Source organism: Methyloversatilis universalis FAM5, assembly GCF_000214035.2.
GTDB classification, from domain to species: Bacteria; Pseudomonadota; Gammaproteobacteria; order Burkholderiales; family Rhodocyclaceae; genus Methyloversatilis; species Methyloversatilis universalis.
In genome coordinates this window covers 413,601-435,237 of sequence record NZ_AFHG01000059.1, presented here as the reverse complement: position 1 = coordinate 435,237, position 21,637 = coordinate 413,601, and the positions used below count along the sequence as shown (strand labels likewise).

At 69.9% G+C, this 21,637-nt stretch carries 13 protein-coding genes; 5 read left to right on the top strand and 8 right to left on the bottom strand.

Annotated elements, in window-relative coordinates:
* Positions 1-2: 2 nt before the first annotated feature.
* The 5 genes from METUNV1_RS19815 to METUNV1_RS19795 form a co-directional block, all read right to left on the bottom strand.
* Entirely contained in the window at positions 3-203 is a 201-nt protein-coding gene (locus METUNV1_RS19815) for a formate dehydrogenase (RefSeq protein ID WP_008064921.1), read from the bottom strand.
* 64 nt (positions 204-267) lie between these two features.
* Entirely contained in the window at positions 268-924 is a 657-nt protein-coding gene (locus tag METUNV1_RS19810) for a TorD/DmsD family molecular chaperone (protein WP_008064919.1), read from the bottom strand.
* A complete protein-coding gene (locus METUNV1_RS19805) occupies positions 921-3,017 on the bottom strand; it encodes a 4Fe-4S binding protein (protein ID WP_008064918.1) in 2,097 nt (698 codons plus the stop codon). Before METUNV1_RS19805 ends, METUNV1_RS19810 begins: the two co-directional genes overlap by 4 nt.
* Positions 3,018-3,082: 65 nt before the next feature.
* Positions 3,083-3,805 carry a DUF3306 domain-containing protein gene (locus METUNV1_RS20065; protein ID WP_232416287.1) on the bottom strand — a complete coding sequence of 241 codons (723 nt, stop codon included), beginning with the start codon at positions 3,803-3,805 and terminating at the stop codon, positions 3,083-3,085.
* On the bottom strand, positions 3,744-4,274 hold the full coding sequence (locus tag METUNV1_RS19795; protein WP_232416288.1) for a DUF3305 domain-containing protein: 531 nt from the start codon (positions 4,272-4,274) through the stop codon (positions 3,744-3,746). Before METUNV1_RS19795 ends, METUNV1_RS20065 begins: the two co-directional genes overlap by 62 nt.
* Before the next feature lie 66 nt (positions 4,275-4,340).
* Between METUNV1_RS19795 and moaA the strand changes: the two genes are divergently transcribed.
* From moaA to METUNV1_RS19770, 5 genes are all read left to right on the top strand, one after another.
* The gene (gene moaA / locus METUNV1_RS19790) at positions 4,341-5,429 is read left to right on the top strand and encodes a GTP 3',8-cyclase MoaA (RefSeq protein WP_008064915.1); all 1,089 of its coding nucleotides are present in this window, start codon (positions 4,341-4,343) and stop codon (positions 5,427-5,429) included.
* 61 nt (positions 5,430-5,490) lie between these two features.
* A complete protein-coding gene (locus tag METUNV1_RS19785) occupies positions 5,491-6,309 on the top strand; it encodes a formate dehydrogenase accessory sulfurtransferase FdhD (RefSeq protein ID WP_043360473.1) in 819 nt (272 codons plus the stop codon).
* Positions 6,306-6,899 (top strand): molybdenum cofactor guanylyltransferase MobA, encoded by a 594-nt coding sequence (mobA, locus tag METUNV1_RS19780; RefSeq protein WP_008064913.1) that lies wholly within the window; start codon positions 6,306-6,308, stop codon positions 6,897-6,899. Before METUNV1_RS19785 ends, mobA begins: the two co-directional genes overlap by 4 nt.
* Positions 6,896-8,131 carry a molybdopterin molybdotransferase MoeA gene (moeA, locus tag METUNV1_RS19775; protein WP_008064912.1) on the top strand — a complete coding sequence of 412 codons (1,236 nt, stop codon included), beginning with the start codon at positions 6,896-6,898 and terminating at the stop codon, positions 8,129-8,131. The genes mobA and moeA overlap by 4 nt, the downstream gene beginning before the upstream one ends.
* Position 8,132: 1 nt before the next feature.
* The gene (locus tag METUNV1_RS19770) at positions 8,133-9,050 is read left to right on the top strand and encodes a helix-turn-helix transcriptional regulator (protein WP_008064909.1); all 918 of its coding nucleotides are present in this window, start codon (positions 8,133-8,135) and stop codon (positions 9,048-9,050) included.
* 22 nt (positions 9,051-9,072) lie between these two features.
* Here METUNV1_RS19770 and METUNV1_RS19765 read toward each other — a convergent pair whose 3' ends face one another.
* The 3 genes from METUNV1_RS19765 to METUNV1_RS19755 form a co-directional block, all read right to left on the bottom strand.
* Positions 9,073-9,309 carry a thioredoxin family protein gene (locus METUNV1_RS19765; RefSeq protein WP_008064906.1) on the bottom strand — a complete coding sequence of 79 codons (237 nt, stop codon included), beginning with the start codon at positions 9,307-9,309 and terminating at the stop codon, positions 9,073-9,075.
* Between the two features lie 17 nt (positions 9,310-9,326).
* A complete protein-coding gene (locus METUNV1_RS19760) occupies positions 9,327-10,910 on the bottom strand; it encodes a permease (protein WP_197315226.1) in 1,584 nt (527 codons plus the stop codon).
* Between the two features lie 117 nt (positions 10,911-11,027).
* Positions 11,028-21,608 carry a two-partner secretion domain-containing protein gene (locus tag METUNV1_RS19755; RefSeq protein ID WP_008064903.1) on the bottom strand — a complete coding sequence of 3,527 codons (10,581 nt, stop codon included), beginning with the start codon at positions 21,606-21,608 and terminating at the stop codon, positions 11,028-11,030.
* Between the last annotated feature and the right edge of the window lie 29 nt (positions 21,609-21,637).

The window sequence follows — 21,637 nt, the reverse complement described above, 5'->3', positions numbered from 1 at the left end:
GATCAGACGCGGGCGGTGCGGTAGTAGGCCGCCACGTGCTCGGTCAGGCGGTATCCGCCCTGGTCGGCCTGCGCCGCGGTGTCGGTTTTCGCGGCATCGCTGCCGCCCGATTTCACCGCGACCACGGCCGCCGCGGCGCTCACGCCGCCGACGCCCGCGGTCAGCAGGAACTGACGTCGTTTCAGGTTGGCTTTGTCGGTCATTGCTCTGTCCTCCTGGTGATGACTGCCCGGTTTCGGGGTATGGCGCTCTTCAGTTGTTGTGAGGTCATGGTTCTATGCTCAGCGCCGCTTTCTCGACCTCGAAAAAGCAGCGTGCGTACTGCGAAACACGTCGATAGAAATTGGCGCCGGCGGCGGCCTCGACCGCATCGCACAGCGCGCCGTACCAGGGCTGAACATGGCGGGCGAAGAAGCGGTCCTGCAGCGCCGTACGGTCTGCGGCGGTGCGGCTGGCATCGCTCAGCAGCAGGCGCATCACGTCGCACACTGCGGCGATGTGGTCCTCCGGCAGCGCTTCGCCCGGCGCGCGGGCAAAGCCCAGTTCGGCCAGGTCGCCACGCAGCGCGGCCAGCGGCTTTTCATTGACGAAGCCGGCCAGATAGAAGGAGCCGAACACCGTGACCGCCGGCCGGCCGACGCCGCCGAACAGCGCGTCGAATTCCAGTCGGGCGGCTTCGGCGTCCATCGCGGAGCAGGCGCCGCACAGCGCATTCCACGCCTCGGCCATGCGCACCGCCTCGACGGCCGGCGCGTCCTCGTCGATCAGCCAGTCGCCGGACGCGGCCATCATGTCCAGCAACGCGTCGTCCGGCGCCGCATGGAACAGACGCGAAATCAGCGCGTAGTGGTTGGCGCGCGCCAGGTCCTCGTCGCTGACCGGGTCGCGCACGAACTGCAGCGGTTCGGTGGTGTGCGCGCTCATGTGTCGAACACCGTGGTTTCGCCGCCCTTCGCCTTCATCAGGTCGATGACGCGGCAGTCGGCGCACATCTGCAGGCGGCGCAGCGCATCACCGCCGGCGAACATCGAGTGCGCGGACAGGCGGCCGGTCATCGCGTCGATCATCTGCTTCGTGCCGAAGGGCGTGCCGCAGCTGATGCAGTGGAAGGGTTCGGCTTCGTTCAGGGTGCGCTCGCGCCGCACCGCGTCGCCGATCAGCAGACGCGGTTCGAGCGACAGCGCGTTCTCCGGACAGGTATTCACGCACAGGCCGCACTGCACGCAGTTGCGCTCGAGGAAACGCAGTGCCGGCCGCTCGCCGCCGTCCATCAGCGCCGAAGCCGGACAGGCGCCGACGCAGCTCATGCACAGCGTGCAGGCGTCCTTCCTGATGCTGACCGCGCCGAAGGGCGCACCGGCCGGCAGCGCGATGGCGTCTACCTTCAGCGGCGCGTGGCGGGCCAGGTGATCGATGCAGAACTCGAGCGCACCGCGCTTCTCGACCGGCAGCGCAAAACTGGCAGGCGGACAGGACCACTCCGGTGCGGCGACGCTTCCCAGCGCATGGGTGAGCACCGCCGGCTCGTCCGCCGTGATCGCGGCCAGTGCGGCCGCCGGATAACCGAGCGCGTCCAGCACGGTGCGGCCGAGCGCAATCTGGCCCGCAGTCGCTTCGCGATAGGCGTCCGGCTGATCGTCGTGCGACAGAATGACGCATTGTGCAGCGCCGTAACACAGCGCCGCGAGCATCAGCTCCAGCCCGACCGACGCGACGTCATGCACCGCCACCGGCAGCACGTCGGCGGGCAGGCCGCGCCGGCGTCCGGTCAGCGCAAGCAGCGCCTCACCCTGCTCGCCGCTGTGGAACAGCACGCGCGGGGCGTGGCCGCCTGCGGCACGCCATGCCTGCAGGCCTGCCTTCACGCGCACCGCAACATCGGACGCGGACGGATAGGCGTAGCGCATGGCTCCACTGGGACAAACTGTCGCACAGGCACCGCAACCCATGCACAGATGCGGCTCGACGAACACGCCGTCGCCGTCGGCGCGGATGGCCGCGGTCGAACAGGTGTCGATGCAGCGGTTGCAGCCCTGCTTGCTGTTGCGGCTGTGGGCGCACACCGACTTGCGGTAGGTGAAGAACTTCGGCTTTTCGAATTCGCCCACCAGGCCGGCGAGCCGCTGCAACGCCAGCGACTGGTCGAGCGGATCACGGCCGGGCGCGGCATAGCCCTGCGGCGGATGCGGCATGCGCAGCAGCGGCGGGTCATTGAGGTCCAGCACCAGGTCGTAGCGCTCGCTCTGCCCCGCACCGATGGCGGCGAAATCGATGGCGCCCACGTCGGCACAGGCCGTCACGCAGGCGCGATGGCCGGTGCAGCGGTCCGGATCGATCTGGTAGTCGTAGCCGATGGCGCCTTCGGGACAGGCGTCGATGCAGGCGTTGCAGCGCACGCAGCGGTCGAGGTCGATGGCATTGGCACGCGACCAGCTCACGTCGAAGGCGCCGAGCCAGCCGCTCACCGCCACGTCGCGCCCGCTCACGACCGGCCAGTCACGGCGCAGCGGCAGTTCGCTGCCGTCGCGCGCGGTGATCAGCACATTGACCGCGATGTCCTCGCCGTACTGACGCTGTGCTTCCGCCGCCCAGCCCAGCGCCGCACCGGCCGGGCCGATGATGAGCAGCTGGCCGCCCGAGACGTAGCTCACCGCAGGTACCGGCGCCGGCTCGGCCAGTCGCGCGATGGCCAGACGGGCAGCCATCGCCGGCGTGGCGTCGCTGCCGCGCGGGCTGCGGCCACCGATGTCGCGCAGATTGACGAAGGTGATGCCCGCCTTCGCCTCGGCATCGTCGGCCAGCGCGCGCAGCAGCGCTGCTTCCTGGGTACAGCCGACGATCACGTCGTCGCTGCCCAGCGAAGCGGCAAAGGCGTCAGCGTCGCGGCCGCACAGCTGTCGGGCGGGCTGGAATGCGGACGGGTCCGCGCCGTCCAGCGCGTCCCCCAGTCTTCTGATGTCGATCTCGACCGTGCCATTGCAATCGCACAGCCGGACCGACTTGTGTGTATGGGTCATTCAGTCGGGCTCCTCAGGCAAGGCTTCTGCAGCCTTCGTGCCAGAGCACCCGAGAAAGGAACGGACTATTCCGACCCTGAATGACTTCCCTCAACCCCGGGCGACACGACCCCCTGCGACACCTCTGCGGACGAGACGGGCTGAACCGCCCGGGCGTTGTCGTCCGTGCCGACCCGAGGCAGCGCTTCCGGGTCGTCCGCACCGGCTTCGCCGCCCTCCACCGCAGCCGTCGCCCCGGCAGCGTCGCTGTCGTCGGTCGGAGCGACCGGCAGTTCGGCGGCGTCCGCAGACGACCGGCTGTCCGGCGTGGCGGTGAGCCAGTCCGCCGGCAGCGTGGGATTCAGCGTTTCCTTCGCGTGCGCGAGCTGCGACACCATGGACGCCGGCAAGGGCTCGTACAGATTGAAGTCCTCGATGTAGACGTCCAGCCCGTCCATCGTGTTGAAGTGCGGCGTGTGGAACAGCTTCTTCAGCGCCGCGCGCTTCAGCCCCTCATCCACCTTCTGGCCGAGGAAGGCGCGATAGTCAGAGTCGAAGCCCAGCGATTCGAGCGGCGGGGGGGCGGCATCCTCGGTCAGCGCCGGCGCCGCGGACGGTAGCGGTGCCGCGGCATTCGCAGCGTCCGCCTCCGGCGGCTTTACCGCCGGAGGTACCGGCGTCACCGCATCGGCCGCCGCAGCTTCGCGTTTCAGCCGTGACCAGCGGCCGAGGAAGCCCTTGACCGGATCATCGCTCACGTTCAGCTCCACCCGCGCCTGCGCGCACGCCGCCATAGTGCGTGTTGCCATCGCCGGTCTTCGCGAAACGCTTAGGCTTGCGCGGTTCGGGTGGTTTCTGGAAGCGGCGCGCGAAATCCTCGACCCAGTCGCGCATGTCGGCCGGCATCGGCAAGCCATCGACCTTCTCGCCCGAATCCATCCAGCGCGCCGCCTCGCCGTAACTGGCGCTGATCTGCATCGGCCGCACCGGCGGATCGAAGTCCTCGTCCGGTCGCCACATGACGAAGATGCGCGGCTCGGCGGCGGTCACGTTGAGCAGGTAGTTGTCGGCCTCGTCGGTGTAGAGCGTGAGGTCGAGCGGCGGGAAAATCCACTGGGTCGATTCGGCGGACTGCGCAAAAACCCTTGGCGCATCAGGGCTTTCCGGACCTTCCGGAAGAAGGCCGCGCGCTTCCCATGCATGGTCTGTCCACTTGTTGTGCAGTACCCTGCGCTCCATAATCACGGCCAACCTGAGGGTGACGGGGCTGGTTTCCACGAAATCTTCCTCTGCCTTTCTGTCAAACGGAGCCGGAGCACGCAAACGGCTCACGCCGCACCGCCCATGAGCGAAAAGATCATACATCTGCTGGACATCCGCACCGCCGGCCGCGCCGCGGCGGTGGTGCCGGCCACGCCGATCCCCGCGACCGGCACGCTGCTCGACACGCGCGGCCGGCCGGTACGCGACCTGCGCATTTCGGTCACCGACCGCTGCAACTTCCGCTGCGTCTACTGCATGCCGAAAGAGGTGTTCGACAAGGACTACCCCTATCTGGCACGCCGCGAGCTGCTGAGTTTCGAGGAAATCGAACGCATCGCGCGCATCTTCGTCGCGCACGGCGTAAACAAGCTGCGCATCACCGGCGGCGAGCCGCTGCTGCGCAAGGACGTGGAAAAGCTGATCGAGCGTCTGGCGAAACTGCCGGTGGAGCTGACGCTGACCACCAATGGCGCGCTGCTGAAACAGAAAGCGCGTGCGCTGCGCGACGCCGGCCTCACCCGCGTTACGGTCAGTCTGGACGCGATCGACGACCCGACCTTCCGCATGATGAACGACGTCGATTTCCCGGTCGAGCGCGTGCTCGAGGGCATAGACGCCGCGCATGCCGCCGGCCTGACACCGGTCAAGGTGAACATGGTGGTCAAGCGCGGTACCAACGACCACGCCATCGTGCCGATGGCCCGCCATTTCAAGGGCAGTGGGCACATCGTGCGCTTCATCGAGTTCATGGATGTGGGCTCCAGCAACGGCTGGAAGATGGACGAAGTGCTGCCCAGCGCCGACGTGATCGCCCGCATCGACGCCGACATGCCGCTCGAGCCGATCGACCCGAACTACCCGGGCGAAGTCGCGCAGCGCTGGCGCTACCGCGACGGCAGCGGCGAGATCGGCGTCATTTCGTCGGTCACCCAGGCCTTCTGTTCGTCCTGTACCCGCGCACGGCTGTCGACCGAAGGCAAGATATTCACCTGTCTTTTCGCGACCGAAGGGCACGACCTGCGCGCGCTGCTGCGCGAAGGCCGCAGCGACGACGAACTGGCCTCGGCCATCGGCGCCATCTGGCAGCAGCGCGGCGACCGCTATTCTGAAATCCGCACCGCCGAAACCGCCGCGGCACGCAAGATCGAAATGTCCTACATCGGCGGCTGAGGCCCAGCCAAGGCCCATGCCGCCGCACAGCGAAGCACTGCGACAGAGCGCAGTCCACGACATGCACAGACCCGCCCTCACAGACGCCGCACGCCCGGCCACGATAGAGATTCCCGCGATCAACGAGCGCGGCGAAACCGTGCCCACCGCGATCGCCGGCGAGCACCCGCTGACCGTGTATCTCGACAAGCGCGAACTGGTCACGCTGATGACCCTGGGCGGCGCGCCGGAGGCGCTGGTGATCGGCTATCTGCGCAACCAGCGCCTGCTGCCGTCGATCGAGGACATCCTGTCGGTGCAGGTAGATTGGGACGTGAACGCCGCCGCCGTCACCACGCGCGCCGGTGTGGCCGACCTCGACGCGCGCATGGCGACCAAGACGGTCACCACCGGCTGTGGCCAGGGCACCGTGTTCGGTGACCTGATGGACGACATTGAACGCATCCGCCTGCCGGAAGACGCGCGCCTGACCGAATCGACGCTGTACGCGATGCTCGACGTCGTCCGCAAGCACGAAACCATCTACAAGCAGGCGGGCGCGGTGCACGGCTGCGCGCTGTTCCGCGGCGACGAACTGCTGTACTTCGTCGAGGACGTCGGCCGCCACAACGCGGTCGATGCGATCGCCGGCCACATGTGGCTGGATGGCGTCGAGGGCGGCGACAAGATCTTCTACACCACCGGCCGGCTCACCTCGGAAATGGTGATCAAGGCGGCGCAGATGGGCATCCCCTTCCTGGTGTCGCGCTCCGGGCTGACGAAGATGGGTTACGACATCGCGCAACAGGTGGGCATCACGATGATCGGTCGCTCGCAGGGCAGGCACTACCTGCTGCTGACCGGCATGCAGCGCTTCGTGCGCGATGGGGAAGGTGCATGACTGAGGCGATCACCGGGCTGGTGCTGGCCGGCGGCCTCGGCCGCCGCATGGGCGGCGTGGACAAGGGCCTGCAGGCCTTCCGTGACGAACCCATGGTGGCGCACGTGATCCGCCGGCTGGCGCCGCAGGTCGATGCGCTCATCATCAACGCCAACCAGAACATCGAGCGTTACGCCGCCTTCGGCCATCCGGTCGCTCCCGACGCGATAGCCGGCTTCGCCGGCCCGCTGGCCGGGCTGCACGCGGGCCTGAGCGCCTGCACGACGCCACTGCTGGTCACCAGCCCCTGCGACTCGCCCTTCCTGCCGCTCGATCTGGTCGCGCGGCTGCACGCGGCGCTGGCGCGCGAAGGCGCGGACCTCGCGGTGGCCATCACCGGCGACCAGCCGCATCCGGTATTCAGCCTGGTGCGCGCGCAGGTGCTGCCCGGTCTGACAGAATTTCTCGAAGGCGGCGGCCGCAAGGTCGACCTCTGGTACTCGGCGCTCAAGGTGGTCGAAGTGCCATTCGACGACAATCCGGATGCCTTCGCCAACATCAACACGCTCAACGAACTGGCCACGCTCGCCGCGCGGCCCGATGCCTCATGACTGATCGCTTCACTCCGGTCGCGGACGCCCGCGCCCACATCCTCGCCGCCTGCACGCGGGTCGCCGGTACGCAGCGCGTGCCGGTGCGCGACGCGCTGGGCCGTGTGCTCGCCGCAGACGTCATCTCGCCGGTCAGCGTCCCGCCGCACGACAACTCGGCGATGGACGGCTACGCCGTGCGCCACGCCGATCTTTCTGCAGATACCGAAACACGCCTGACCGTGGTCGGCACCGCCTACGCAGGCCACGCCTGGGACGGCGAAGTCGGCCTGGGACAGGCGGTGCGCATCATGACCGGCGCCGTCATGCCGCGTGGCGCCGACACCGTTGCGATCCAGGAAACCGCGAAGGTGGACGGCGACACGGTGATCATTCCGCCCGGCCAGAAAGCCGGTCAGAACCGTCGCCGCGCCGGCGAGGACCTGAAGGCGGGCGAAGCCGCGCTGCGCGCCGGCCGCCTGCTGCGCCCGGCCGACATCGGTCTGGCCGCCTCGCTCGGCGTGGCGGAACTGACCGTGGTGCGCCGCGTGCGGGTCGGCGTGCTGTCGACCGGCGACGAGGTCATGTCCATCGGTGACGCGCCGCGCGAAGGCGGCATCTACGACAGCAACCGCTACACGCTGACCGGCATGCTGACCCGCCTCGGCTGCGAGGTGGTGGATCTCGGCGTCGCGCGAGACACGCGCGAAGCGCTGTCCGCCGCGCTCGAATCGGCGGTCGGCGAGGTGGACGCCATCATCACCAGCGGCGGCGTGTCGGTGGGCGAAGCCGATTTCGTCCGCGAAATCCTCGCCGCGCTCGGCGAAGTCACCTTCTGGAAGATTGCGATGAAGCCCGGCCGGCCGATGGCTTTCGGCCGGCTGACCAAGGGCGGTCGCGACACGCTGCTGTTCGGCCTGCCGGGCAATCCGGTCGCGACGATGATCACCTTCTACTTCTTCGCGCGTGAGGCGCTGCTGACGCTGATGGGTGCCTCCCCGGTGCCGGCGCCGATCCGCTTCGACGCGATCAGCGGCAGCGCGATGAAGAAACAGCCGGGCCGCACCGAGTACCAGCGCGGCATCCTCGAACTGCGCGACGGCCGCTGGCACGCCACGGTCACCGGCGCCCAGGGCTCGGGCATCCTGCGCTCGATGTGCGACGCCAACTGCATCATCGTGCTCGACGATCACGTCGGCAATGTCGCGGTGGGCGACACGGTGGGCGTCATCCCCTTCGAAGGACTGGTCTGAAGTGAGTGCCGACGGCGAATCTCAGCAGGACGCGCCGTCGCCCTATCTCACGGTGCGCGAGGCCGCGGCCTACCTGCATCTGAACGAGAAGACGCTGTACGCGATGATCCAGGACAGCGGCATTCCGGCCACCAAGGTGACCGGCAAATGGCTGTTCCCGCGCAAGCTGCTCGACGACTGGCTGCTCGAATCCACCCACGGCGGCGTGCTGGCCGACCGCCTGCTGATCGCCGGCAGCGACGACCCCTGGCTGGCGCACAGCATCGCCCGGCTGGCACAGCGCGCCGACGACGGCACGCTGATCGCCTACAGCCCCTGCGGCACGCGCAAGGGCCTGGCGCTCCTCGCCCAGCGCCGCGCCAACGCCTGCCCCATCCACTGGGGCGAGGCGCAGCATGCCACGCGCCGGCACGCGCTGCTGCTGCGCGAATACACGGGCAGTGCGAACTGGGTCATGGTGCAGCTGGCGCTGCGCGAACAGGGCGTCATGCTGTCGCGCGCGCTGGCACCGGTGAGTGATCTGGCGGAACTGCTCGCGCGCCGGCCACTGCTGATACAGCGCGGACCGGGTGCCGGCTCGCAGCATTTCTTCACCCAGGCCTGTACCGCGGCCGGCATCGCCGCGCCGGACGCGACGCAGACCGCCGCCACCGAACGCGAAGCCGCCTTCATGGTTGCCAGTGGCGCCGGCGACTGCGCGCCCGGCACCCGCGCCGCGGCCGGTGAGTTCAACCTGCACTTCCTGCCGCTGGGCAGCGAGGCACTCGACCTCGTGATGCCGCGCACCCTCTACTTCCGCGCGCTGCTGCAGCAGCTGCTGGCCGAACTGGCCAGCGACGACAGCCGCGACCTCGCCGAGCGGCTGGGTGGCTACGATCTGGCGCCGCTGGGGCGGCTGCGCGAGGCGTCCACCGCCTAGAGAATCGCGGGCCGCCGCGGGATCAGGCCGACAGCCAGCCCTGTATCTCCGCCAGCGACGGAATGCGCCCGCTGCTCACCACCTTCTCATTCACCACCAGCGACGGCGAGGCCATCACTTCGTAGGCCAGGATGTCCTTCATGTCGGTCACTTTGACGAATTCGGCTTCGATGCCGGCCTTGTCGGCCGCCTCGCGCGCCACGGCTTCGAGCTTTCTGCAGTTGGCACAGCCGGAGCCGAGAATCTTGACGGTCAGCACGTTGAATCTCCTTTTCTTCAGACAAGCGGTGAGGCCGGGGATGAAGCGCAGCGGCGTCTGAACCGGACCAGCGCGGCCGCGAGCAGGCACAGACCGGCCAGAAGGCCGATCGACAGCATCCTTCTGTCCAGCCCGTCCACCCACGCCCCGTAGAGCAGGCCCGCGCACATGCTGAACACCGCCACCAGCGCCACATAGGCGCCGGTCTTCCTGCGGCCGATCACGACCGCCACCATGAGCATGCTCTGCAGACTGAGTTCCGGGTCGGCCATCAGATAGGCCAGCAGCGGTCCGGGGTGCATGCCCAGATCGAGGAACATGCGAGCGACCGGCACCTCGACCAGCGTCGGGAAATACATGAACACGCCGAACAGGACGGCCGCCGCGTTGGCCAGGACCGTATTGCTGCCGGCCAACGCCTCGATCCATTCCGGGCGGACGATCTGGCGCACCATGCCGACCACGAATACGCCCACCACCAGCAGCACGAAAATCTGTTTGACGAAGCGCCACGCCTCCCAGAGCCAGGCCCGCAGCGCGTCCAGCTCCAGCTGACGGGCGAAGTGGCCGACCGCGGCCATCGTGACCGCCACGGCGCAGGCGCGCCCGGTCAGTGCGATGCGTACACCGTCGCCGCTGGGCACGCACTGCAGGGCTGCGACCAGCAGCGTCGTGGCGGCCAGCGCAAGCGTGACCCAGGTCCAGCGGCTGGCCCCCTCGATGATGTTCTCGAAGCCCTTCCAGGCCGTGACGGCGATCAGCAGCAGCAATCCGATCAGTATCGAACCCTGAAAGGTCACGCCCTCCTCACCCCTTGTCGGGTCGAAGGGCACCCAGCGAAAAAGCGTGTCCTGCCAGTCCTGCGCCCAGGAGACGGGCAGGTCGGCACTCAGTACGGTGGCGGTCAGCGGCCACAGCTTGAGCGTGCCGGCGATCAGCAGGGCCGCCAGCGACAGCAGCAGCCCCAGTGCGGCCGGCGCGATTCCGGCTTCATCGGCGAACAGCATGTCGGTCTGTGCGTCGTGACGGGCATCGTCCCGCCAGAAGATCAGCGCCATCAGCATGCCGATGCCGACACCGAACAGCAGGCACAGCACGAAACGCGCGAACGCAAACTCAGGCCCGAGAACGCTTCCGGTATAGGCCAGCGCCATGATGTTGCCGGCCGGCGCGAAGAACAGAAAGGTAATGGCCGGGCCTATCCCCGCCCCCTTGCGGTAGATGCCCGCGAACAGCGGCACGATGGTGCAGGAACACACGGCGATCAGTGAGCCCGCCAGCGCGGCCGCGGGGTAGGACAGATGCGCTGGCGCGTTGCTGCCGAGCCAGCGGGTGACGCTCGACTTGGGAATCAGTGCCGCCATCGCCCCGGCGATGAAGAACGCGGGAAGCAGACAGAGCAGCACATGCGCGGCGAGATAGGACGCGAGACTTCCCGCGCCGCCCTCGATGAGTTTGAGGACAAATTCCATGCAGGTGCTTGCCTTGATCCGTGAGGTCCGGCCGGGTGAAAGGTGACGACCGGCATCGTCACCGGTTGCCGTCTGGATGATGCGACGCGCGCAACATCCGGGCAACCCTCTCACCTTGAGATAGCTCAAGCGCCCGCGCCACACCAACCGGCGTCAGGGACGCGGCTGGAGGGGCTTCGCGCGCCCATCCTGCACGGCGCGCCCGATCGGAACCCGCGGCGGGGGCTGCGCCGCGGATTCAGTCGATCAGTTCGCGCAGTCCTTGTCGCCTTCGCGGCACCCCGATCCGGTCGCGGTATCGCCCAGCCCGACCAGCTCGACGGTCAGGATGGAGTTGCGCTCGCGCTCGCTGCGCGCGCCCGATGCGCTCGGGCCCTGTGCGTCGGCGGCCGCCTTGTTGGACTCGGCCGGGGGTGCGGCGGCCGGCGCCGGTGCGGACGCCGGTGCCACCGTCACGCTGCCGCTGAGACCGCCCTTGAAGTTGTCGCCGACGATGCGCTCGGCCACCACGAACACGTTGGGTCCGCCGAAGCCGGCGTCCTGCGCGATCACAGCGCCGTCCGGCGCGAACACGTAGAGGTCGGTGTTGGTCAGGTCGATGTCCGGCGACTTCTGCAGCGTGCGCACGCCGGAGCCGGACACCGAGGCGCTGATGTCGAGCACCACCAGATCACCGCGGATGACCACCTGCGGCGGCGGCGTGGCCGACGCGGTGCTGGAGCCACGGCCGGCATCGATGTTGCCGGACGAGGACCAGATCTGGATGTCGCCGCCGCCCATCGAAAACACGCGTGACGGGCCGACCTGGAAGTCGTCGCGCGAAATCGCGTTGATTTCGCCCGCGCCGATGGCGAACACCCCCTGGCGTGACGGCGCCACCGCAGTCGCGCCCGAGCCGGCCACCCCGACGTTGATGGCCCCGCCGGGCGCCATCAGGTCGACGTTGCCGCCCTGTTCCGACTTCACCTGGCTGGCGAACAGATTGATGTCGCCGTGACCGCTGCCCGGGAAAGCGGCGGCGATGGCATCGTAGCCCGGCTTGAAACCGTCCTTGCCGGCGGACAGCAGGTCGCCCAGGCGGCCGGCGTAGCGGATGCCCTGGTTCAGCAGCGTCGACAGCAGCGGACGCTGCGCGTCGTAGAAGCCGTCGCGCACCGCGGCAGGCAATGCGTCAAAGCGCGCGATCAGCTGCGCGTCGGTGGCGTCACCGTTGCCCGGCTGTGTGCGCATCCAGCTCACGATGGCGCCGTCGAGGCGCTGCAGCGTATCCAGCATGCGCGCGCGTTCTTCGTTGCGCACCCGGATCACGTCCGCCTTCAGCGTCTGACGGGCGGTGTCGTCGCCGGCCGCGGCGGCGAGGAAGTCCTCGACCGACGCAGCGCCGGTTTCCTTCAGCAGTACCGCGTCGAACGGATCGTTGCCCGAGCCACCGCGCACCGACAGCATCAGCGCCCGCAGCGCAGCACCGTCGAAACGGCGTGCGCCGGCCTGCACCAGGATGGATGCCCCCTCTTCCGGCAGCGCCGGGTTGTCGTAGTTGCCACGGGTGACGATGCCGAATGAATTGGCCAGTTCGACGCTGCCGCCTGCAATCACTTCCAGCTTGCCGCGGCCACCGACCTGTATGCCTTCCGACACGTCGCCGCTCGGCACGCCGGCGGTCTCCACCGCGCTGAACCGGATATTGCCGCCGGCGCGGATGCGGGTGAGATCGCTGGTCGAGAAGTGCTGTGCCCGCAGCGTCAGGTTGGTGATGTCGCCACCCGCTTCGGCCAGCACCGGCTGCGGCGAATACAGCGCCAGCAGCAGGTCCGAACCGCCGAACGGCACGGTGATGTCGCCGTCCTCCGCCACCAGCCGTACCGGCGTCACCACGCGCGCCTCGTTCAGCGTCGCGTCGTGCGCGAGGCTGCCGGCCACCAGCGCGGTGCCGAGCAGGCGGTCCAGCGCACGGTCGTTCACGCTGACCGCCGGATTGAGCGCGGAGGGCACCGCGGACGGCGCCATGTCGGCAATCTTGATCTGGCTCGCGCCGCCGTCGGCGGTCGCCAGCGTCAGGCTGCCGCGCGCGGCGAGCAGCACGTCGTTACGGGTGGAGGGCATGAGCACCATGCCGTTGCCCACCGACGCGTCGCCACCCATGGCGACCAGCGACAGCGAGGCCGGCAGCAGCGGCCGCGTGCCCACCCACAGATCCAGCGCACCCCACGGCTTCTGGGTATTGCCCAGCGTCGCGCTGCCGCCGTAGCTCAGCACATCGACCCGGTTGTCGCTGGCATAGCGCGAGAAATAGCTTTCGCGGCTGCCGGTGGTGCTGGCGGCCAGCTGACGGCCCATCGTGGCCGAGGCCACGGTTTCGAGCTGGATGTCGCCGGCGGAACGCAGCGTCGCCGAGGCATCGCCCAGCACCAGCACCGACCCTGCGCCATTGTTGCGTGCGCTGCCGAAGCCGCCGGCGGCCTGCGCCAGCAGCGTGCCGCGGTCGACATAGAAGCTGGCGCTGCCGATGTCGCCACCCGCCGCCACCGCGATGTCGCCGCCGCCCAGCACCTTCAGGTTCGCCGGATCGGGCACCGTACCGCCTTCGCCGAACAGCCGGCCGCTGGTCGCGGTCGATACGCCGACGTTGCGGATGTCGGCGCCGGCGCGCAGCGAAATGTCGCCGCCACCGAAAGTCGCGATGCCCTGGTCGAACAGGTCTATCCGCGCGTACCAGGTCGGGTTGCGCAGCGAACCGGCGCTGCCCGACACCAGCGTGCCGGAGCCGTCGTCGGCCAGGCGGCCCTGACGGAACAGCCAGCTGCCGACCGACTGCGTGCTTTCCGGCGCGCTCACGCTGCCCTGCGCCTGGATGCGGATGTCGCCGCCGTTGGTGGCGTACTCGGCGCGCCGGTTGCCCGAGCCGGCCACATTGAGCTGGGTGGACACGTCGAAGGCGGCGCCGCGCGCGTCCTGATAACCGGCGGTGTAGATGGCCGATTTCGCGCCCGCCAGTTTCAGGTTGCGGCCGGTAGCGATGTCTATCGTGCCGGCGCCGGTCCGCACCTGGGCGTTGGCCGCCACGGTCAGATCGCCCTTGCCGGTGGCGTCGAGCACGGCGCCCTCCTGCAGCGACAGCGCGTGCGCGGCCGCGGTATCCGCGCCGGAGGCCAGGCGGAAGGACCACGCGGTATCGCGGGTGCCGAGATTGAAACGGCTGGCGGTGAGGCCGCTGCTGGTCAACGCACCCAGCACCGGCGTCGTGCTGCCGGTCGCCAGCGCACCGAAGCCGTCCGACAGCGTGCCATTCACGTTCAGGTTGCCGCCGGCCCGCACGGTCAGGGTGCCCGCTTCGGTGCCGCCCAGATAGGTGCGGGTGGCCAGGTCGGTGGCGGCGATCGCGAAATCGCCGCCGGTGCGGAACTCGACTGCCGGCCGCACATGGAACTGGGTGCCGGACGCCGGGTTCGCCGCCGGCAGGCCGAGTGCGCTGCGCAGGGCCGACACGTTGCCGCTGCTCATGAAGCTGTTCGAATGCGTGTGGGCGGTCGCCATGTCCAGCGTGCTGCCGGCGTAGATGCGCGTGCCCTCGATGAATACGTTGCGTGCCCCGCTCACCGCGGCACCGACATTGCCCTGCACCGCCACGGTGGTGTTGCCGACTCGCTCGCCGCGCAGCGTCACTTCGCCCTGGCGCGCGGCACTGTCGGTGACCACGCCATCCACGGTTTTCGAGGAGGTGCCGACGTCGATGCGCGCACCGTCGGCAATCCGCACGACGCCGCCCTTCGCGGTGCCGGTTTCGCCGCCGGCGCTGAACGGACTGGCTTCAATGATGACGGTACCGCCCTCGCCCGCCGAACCTTGGGCGGCAGCCACCCAGGCGGTGGCCCGGGCATCGAGGCGCGCGTTCGAAGTGAGCACCACATTGCCTGCGCCTTCGCTCGCGCCAGCCACGTAAGACGCGACCGGTCGGGCCGTCAGTTCGATGCGGCCGCCCTTGTCGACGCCCGACGCGTCCAGCGTTCCCCCTACGGTGATCGAACCGGCGTCGGCCGACAGCGCAATCTCGCGCGCGGTCAGGGTGCGGTCGATCCGGGTGTCGCCAGTGCGCACGCGTGCCGACCAGCTGCGGGTGAAGTCGCCGGTTACCGCCACCATGCCGTCAAGCGAGGCCGCGTCGTGCGTATCCAGCGAGAACTCGCCACCGGCGCTGCCGCCGGCCGACGCCGCCTTCAGTGCGCCGGTGGCGACACGCACCTCGCCCTGAGGCGCCGACAGCGACACCGAGCCGGCCTCGCCGCCGCTGGCCGCGGATACGTCGATCAGCGCGCCGGTGCGCAGGTCCACATCGCCGGTGCGCGACGCCAGCGACACGCTGCCGCCGGGGGTCGCCACGTTGCGGCCGAGATAGTCCTTCGCCACGCCGGCGGCGATGATGCGGCCGCCGACGCTGACATCCTGTTCCGCCTGCAGCGACACGCGACCGGACGGCAGGTCGATCAGCGTATCGACCACGATGTCGCGCGCGGTCACGGCCAGCGATGCGCCCACGCCACCGCCGCCCGGGGTCGCGGCCACGCCGCCGCTGTCCATCGCCAGCCCGCCGGTGACGTCGATGCGCACCTCGGCACCGGTCCGGGCCGCGACGCGCGGCGTCGTCAGGTCGAGCCGCGCGGCATCGACCGTGTACTGACCCTGGCCGGCAAGCATGACTGCGCCGCTCGCATCGACCTTCACCGCATCGTAACCGCGTATCGCAAAGCCGCTCGTGCCTGCGCCGGCCGCCGGCGTGTCGCCCAGCGACAGGGTGCCGGCGCTGATCTGCAGCGTGCCGCCATCGAGGCCGGCCGCGAACGCGTCCGCGCCGCGTGCGCTGCCCGCGCTGTTCGACAGCACCACGTTCTGCGCCACGATGCGCTGGCTGCCCCCGTTGTCCCGGTAGCCGCCGATGCCCACCGCGTCCAGCGTGAGGGTCTGCAGCGCCGATGAACCCAGCGTGACGTCGCCATACAGATTGAGACTGCCGTAGGACTTCAGCGTCAGACTGGCCGGGTTGCCCAGCGCCGCGAGCGCGGCGGTGTCGAACACCAGTCCGCCGACACCGGCGTCGACCTCGCCCACGCTGATGGTGGAGCCGGTCATGGCAAGCGCACCGCCGTTCTCGGGCAGCCTGATCACCGCGCCGCGGTTCTCGGTGCCCAGCGTGCTGTCGAGCACCACGCTGCGTCCCTCGATGCGGGCATCGCGGCCCAGCGTGAGCGTGCCACGCTGTCCCGCCGGCGCGTCGCGCAGCGGCAGTGCCACGTCACCGTTGCTCACGCGCAGCAGGGCGCCATCGGCGTCGGCGCCGCTGCCGACCACGGCCAGCACCTCCGGCCGCGCGGCACCGCTGGCGGCGATGCGGCTGCCGTCTTCCAGCGTCACCGCGTCGCGTGCGGCGACCACCACATCGGGGGCGGACAGCACGCTGCCGCGGGTGTCGATGCGCACGCTGGACGCACCGTACTGCGCCAGTCCGCTGTCGTTGCGGTCGCGCAGATCCAGACGACTCGCGCCGGTGGCCGGGTCGCGACCGGTACGGGTGCCGCCCAGCACAAGGCTTTCGGCATTGAGCGCATTGAGCTGGGCCACATCGATGCCGACCTCGCCGGCGCGCGCCTGCGCGCCGCCGCCGAGCACGGCCAGCGCATGCGCGGCGATATCGACCTGTGCGCCGCGCGCGCTGGCGGCGTGCGCGGTATCGAGCACGCCGGCCAGCTGCAGCGCACTGCCCACCTGCAGCGACAGGCGCGCGGCGTCATGCGTGCTGCGGCCGTCATCGAACACGTCGCCGGTTTTCGACAGCGTGTATTCGGCCAGCTTGCCCACCTGTTCCGAGGTGTACAGGCGGGCCACGTAGTTCTTTCCGCCGGAGGCGTTGCCGGTGGCGGTGATGCGTGCATCACGCGCCGCCACCTGCACCGATCCGTCCGCGGTCACGACGCTGCGGCCGGCCACCACGTCCTGGCTGTCGCGCGACACCTTCACCAGCAGGGCGCCCGGCAGCAGCGCATAGCGCGCCGGCAGCAGGCTGTAGGTGCCGGCGGGTACGCCGTCGATGCCGCCCAGCAGCGTGATCGCGTCGCCGGCGCGCAGACCGTTCGCGTCATCGGCGTAGATCGCCGCGTCATGCGGCGCCCAGCCGCTGCCCAGCGACGGCAGGATGGCGTAGGTGTCCTTCGTTTCGGCCGCCGACAGCACGTCGCGCGAGCCGCCGGTACCCGGAATCCACTCCCAGGCCTGCAGGTCACCGCCACCGGACAGATCGACCCGCGCCGCCGGCGCATCGCCGCTGGCGCCCGCCACGTTCACGCGGTCACCGTTGAGCGTGATCGCCGCCTGCGGTGTCGCGTCCAGCGCCAGCGGGTCCATGCCGCTGATCAGATAGATCCACTCCTGTCCGCTCAGCGTGGTCTGGCCGTAGGGCAGCAGCAGACCGGCCGCCGACACCGAGGTCACGCTGCCGGCACTCAGGTCCACGGTGCCGCCCGCGGCACCGGTGCGGGTGGCCGACGCCATGCTGCCGCCGGTGCGGGTGATGTTCTGCGACAGCAGGCGGATCTGCCCCATCGGCGCCACCACGCGGCCGGCCTGCACGATGTGCGGCGCGGCCAGCGTCAGGTCGCCCAGCGCCGAATAGACCACGCCCGGCGTACGGCCCGACGGGCGCACGGTGAGCACGCCCTGGGCATTGTTCTGGATTTCGAAGGCGTACTTCGAGGCGGTGGTCGGATAGACCTGGGCCGCGGTCAGCGTGAGATTGCCGCTGGTGGCCAGCGTGCCGCCCTCGGCGAAGTAGGCGGGCGCAGCACCGGCGCGCAGATCGCCGGCCGCATTCAGATCCACCGCACTGAAGCCGCTGGCCGCCAGATTGCCGGTGACCGAAATGAGGTCGGCATTGAGCGACAGCGCACCGTCGCCGGCCGCCCGCGACGTGGCCTGCGCGTGGTCCTTCTGGTCGCGTCCGCGGTTGTGCCAGTCGATCACCGCGGCGGACAGCGCCACGTCGGCACCGTTGCGGCCGACGATGTTGGCGGCATCGATGTCCAGGCGGCCGGCGATGTCGAGACGGGTGTCGCCGTCGAACGCCACCGAGCCATGCGCGCTGGTGCCGACCGCCCCCAGTTCGACGTCGATGATGCCGCTGCCGGCCAGGCTGCTCAGCACGAAGGTGCCGCGACCGGCGAAACGCGACGCATCGGGCGCCACGCCCGGCAGGAAGGCATCGGCGCCGCTGGCGCCGGACTGGCGCACGGTCAGCGTGCGCGGCCCGGTCAGCGCCGGATCGATGGACAGCGGATCCAGCCAGGCGTAGCCGGCCTGCTCCAGACGCACCGACAGCGAACCGCCGGCCGCGGCCGCACCGCCGGCGCGCGCCGACAGCAGCGGATCGAGATACAGGCCTTCACGCGCGCTCAGCGCGATGTGGCCGCCGTTGCTGTCGATGACCGTGCCGGTCAGTCCGCCCAGGCTGCGCTGCATCAGCGTGGCCCGGGTGCCGTCGGCACGCAGCTGCGCGCCGGACTGCACCGCCAGGTAACCGCGGCGGGCGGCGAGCGTGATGCGGCCGCCATCCAGCACCTCGCCGTCGGCGTAGGGCAGATCCGGCGTGCGCACGAAGGTGCCGCTCACATCCAGTTTCGCGCTGCCGGCGAGCACCACCGACGCGCCGGTGTAGTAGTCGCCCTCGGCGGTATCGACCGTGCCCGGCGCCACCTGGTCCAGCGTGATCGAGCCGCCGGGCGCGGTGATCGTGCCGGCCACTTCGATGCTGCGGTTGCCGGTGAGCGTGACCGAACCGCCGGCATCGACCGCGACCCGGGCACCGGCCAGCACGCGGACCGCGCCGCTGGTGTTGGACAGCGCACGGACCGTCAGGTCCACGCCGTCATCGCGGCGCTCGCGTTCGAGCACTGCGGTGCGCCCGACGCCGGCAAGCGAATCGCGCGACACGGCGGGCAGGCTGTCCAGCCGGCGGGTGGCCACCTGAGGCGTCAGACTGACCGCGCTGCCATCGGCGCGGCCGATGGTGACGCCGTTGCCGCCATCGATCGTGAAGTCGTCGAAACCGTACTGCGTAAACAGCGCGTCTGACAGGTAGAGCGTGCCGTCGCGCTGACCCGAGGTCTGCCCGTCGTAGGCGATGCGAGCGCTGCGCAGCGCCAGCGATCCGCTGCCGCCGGAACGATCCAGCCAGCTCACGCCGTAGCCGCCGAGCGCGCCGCCCAGCGTAAGCGTACCGAAGTAGTCACCCAGCGTGCCGCTCTCGCCGGACGCGCTGGTGAGGCGGGAACCGGCCAGCAGCGAGATGCTGCCGGCGTCGCCGAGATGGACCTTGCCGTCCAGCGTGCGTCCGCCACCGGCCGATACGTCGATGCGGGCGCCGTCCGGAAACACCAGATTGCCGCGCGCGTCGACCGTGACGCTGCCACCGTCGTAGGCGAGGTACTGCGGCACGCCATCGCGCGTATCGCGCGTCCAGCGGCCGGCGGTGGAGATCGACGCGTGCTGGCCGAAGCGCACGCTGCGTTCCGACAGGCGCAGACCTTCGTCCGGCGCGTCGGTGGTGAGCTTCACGTCACCGCCGGCGGCCGTGATCGTGCCGTCGATGTCGAACGCGGTCGCATGCAGATCGAACAGGCTGCCGTCGGTCCACTTCCCGCTCGCGGCATCGCGCCGCGCGGTGGGACCGATGTACAGCGTCACGTCCTGCGGCAGCGTGACGCGACCGGCCCCCTGCAGGCTGAACACGCCGATGCCGCCGGCGAACAGGTCGCTGCGCAGCCACAGTTCGTCCGGCAGCGGCGACGTCGCGCTCACCGTGCGCGAGGCCGTGCCATTGACGAAGCGCACGTTCTGCGGCGCGTCGCCATTGGTCAGCGTGAGCAGCAGCTGACCGGCCTGCGGCACGCCGACGGTCTGGCTCACGCCGGGCGCCACCCAGCGCGTGCCCAGCTCGCGCTGGGTCAGGCCGATGGTGCGGGTGGCGGTGATGCGGCCATCCAGCACCATGCCGGACGCGCTCACGTCCATGCGACCGGCGTCGCGTCCTTCGACCACGCTGGCGACGGTCCGGGTGCGGTCAGCCACGCCGGTGTAGATGCGGTCCGCCTTCGCGTCCTCGACCGACTGGCTGCGCCCGTCCGCCGAGCGCACCACGCTGTAGCCCACGGTGCCCGCGCGATAGGTGACGGTGCCGCCGGACAGGTCCACGCTGCTGCCGCCGTTCATGCGCACGTCGCCATCGGAGGCGAGCACGAAGTGGCCGCCGGCCACGCTCTTTTCGTCGATGGTGCGCTCGATGCCGCCGATGTAGCCGGACACGTCGAACAGCTGGGTGCCCTTGCGGGTGTCCACCCACATTTCCTTGCCGAACAGCGCCTTGCCGTACTCCGCGTCGCGCAGCAGCGGCGCGTCCTTCACCTCGTCGCCACGCAGTTCGACCCGCACGATTTCGCGGTCGGCGTCCGCCACCGCATCGACACCGGACAGGTCGATGCGCGCACCGGCGCCCACGTACACCGACGGCGTCACCGCAGGATTGCTGTCCACGCCGCGATCGCGGTGAGCGGTCATGCGCAGCGTGCCGGACGGCGCGTGGATGGTGGCGCCGGCGGCGCCGGGCGCGGCATCCTCGAGCACGATCTGGCGGCCGTACAGATTCACTTCCGAAGGCCGGAACAGCGCGTCGTCGCGCACGGTGGCGTAGCGGGTCGCTTTGTCCGGACTGACGTCGATCACGCTGCCGGCCGCCAGTTCGATGCGGCCGGTCCGCTGACCCACCGGCACCGATTCGCCGTCGGCCAGCCGTGCCGCGTCCGGGAACATGGCGTCGCTGTCGAGCGCGGCCACGTTGTCGCGCGCCTTCAGATACACCGTGCCGTTGAGGGTGACCGAGGTGGTGGCCCGGGCGGCGCCGGCATGACGGATGTTCAGGCCGACCAGCGTGACATTGCCGCGATCGGACAGCAGTTCGCTGGCGGCTTCGGTGGTGACCTTGCCACCGTTGTCGACCTCGACCAGGAAGCCGCGCAGCCGGCTGTCAAGCGGATCGGCGATGTACACCTTCTCGCCCGCAGCCAGCACGACCTGGCCCTCTTCCGCCTCGATGCGGCCGCCATTGCTCACGTTCGGTGCCGCCAGCAGCACGCGGCCGTTCTTCGCCGCGACGATGCGCGCACCGGGCGCGACCGCAATGTCACCGGTCGGCAGGCCGACGCGGTTCGCGTCGTCCCACAGCGCGAAGGCCGGCGACTGCGCGCCGAGCGAATTCAGCGCACGCGCCAGCAGTTCGTCATTCAGCTTCAGCGTGGAGCCGACCAGGCCGCCGACGTCCACCTGCGCGTTGGCGCCGAACAGGATGCCGGCCTGGTTGAAGATGAACACCTGTCCCTTCGCGGTCAGCGCGCCATCAATCTCGCTGCGCGGACCGCCCGGCGCCACCACGTTGATCGCCCGCATGGCGGCGCTCGACTGGTCGAAGTGCACCGAATTGCCGCGACCGATATTGAAGCTCTGCCAGTTCAGCATGACCGCGTTGCCAGTCTGGTGAATCACCATATTGTTCGCGGTCTGCGATACGGTGGCCGAACCGGGCAGCCGCGCGTCAACGAAGTTCTGCGCCGCCACCGGCAGCGCGCCGGCGGCGAAGGCCTGCGGCGCGAACGCGAGCGACAGCGCGGCCGCGAGCGCGGCGCGACGGACACGACCCGCACTGCGCTTGCCGCGCGCGGACACGTTCTCGGCCACCGGCACCCAGGCGCCGGTCAGTTCGTTGAACACCAGACGGTAGCGATCTCGATTCATTGCGGACTCCTGCGGCCCTCGGAACGGGC

Excerpts from the sequence above, each read along its gene's own strand:
- METUNV1_RS19805 (WP_008064918.1), bottom strand. The coding sequence starts at position 3,017 with ATGACCCATACACACAAGTCGGTCCGGCTGTGCGATTGCAATGGCACG.
- METUNV1_RS19785 (WP_043360473.1), top strand. The coding sequence starts at position 5,491 with ATGCACAGACCCGCCCTCACAGACGCCGCACGCCCGGCCACGATAGAG.
- METUNV1_RS19755 (WP_008064903.1), bottom strand. The coding sequence starts at position 21,608 with ATGAATCGAGATCGCTACCGTCTGGTGTTCAACGAACTGACCGGCGCC.
- mobA (WP_008064913.1), top strand. The coding sequence starts at position 6,306 with ATGACTGAGGCGATCACCGGGCTGGTGCTGGCCGGCGGCCTCGGCCGC.
- moeA (WP_008064912.1), top strand. The coding sequence starts at position 6,896 with ATGACTGATCGCTTCACTCCGGTCGCGGACGCCCGCGCCCACATCCTC.
- moaA (WP_008064915.1), top strand. The coding sequence starts at position 4,341 with ATGAGCGAAAAGATCATACATCTGCTGGACATCCGCACCGCCGGCCGC.
- METUNV1_RS19810 (WP_008064919.1), bottom strand. The coding sequence starts at position 924 with ATGAGCGCGCACACCACCGAACCGCTGCAGTTCGTGCGCGACCCGGTC.
- METUNV1_RS20065 (WP_232416287.1), bottom strand. The coding sequence starts at position 3,805 with ATGGCAACACGCACTATGGCGGCGTGCGCGCAGGCGCGGGTGGAGCTG.
- METUNV1_RS19815 (WP_008064921.1), bottom strand. The coding sequence starts at position 203 with ATGACCGACAAAGCCAACCTGAAACGACGTCAGTTCCTGCTGACCGCG.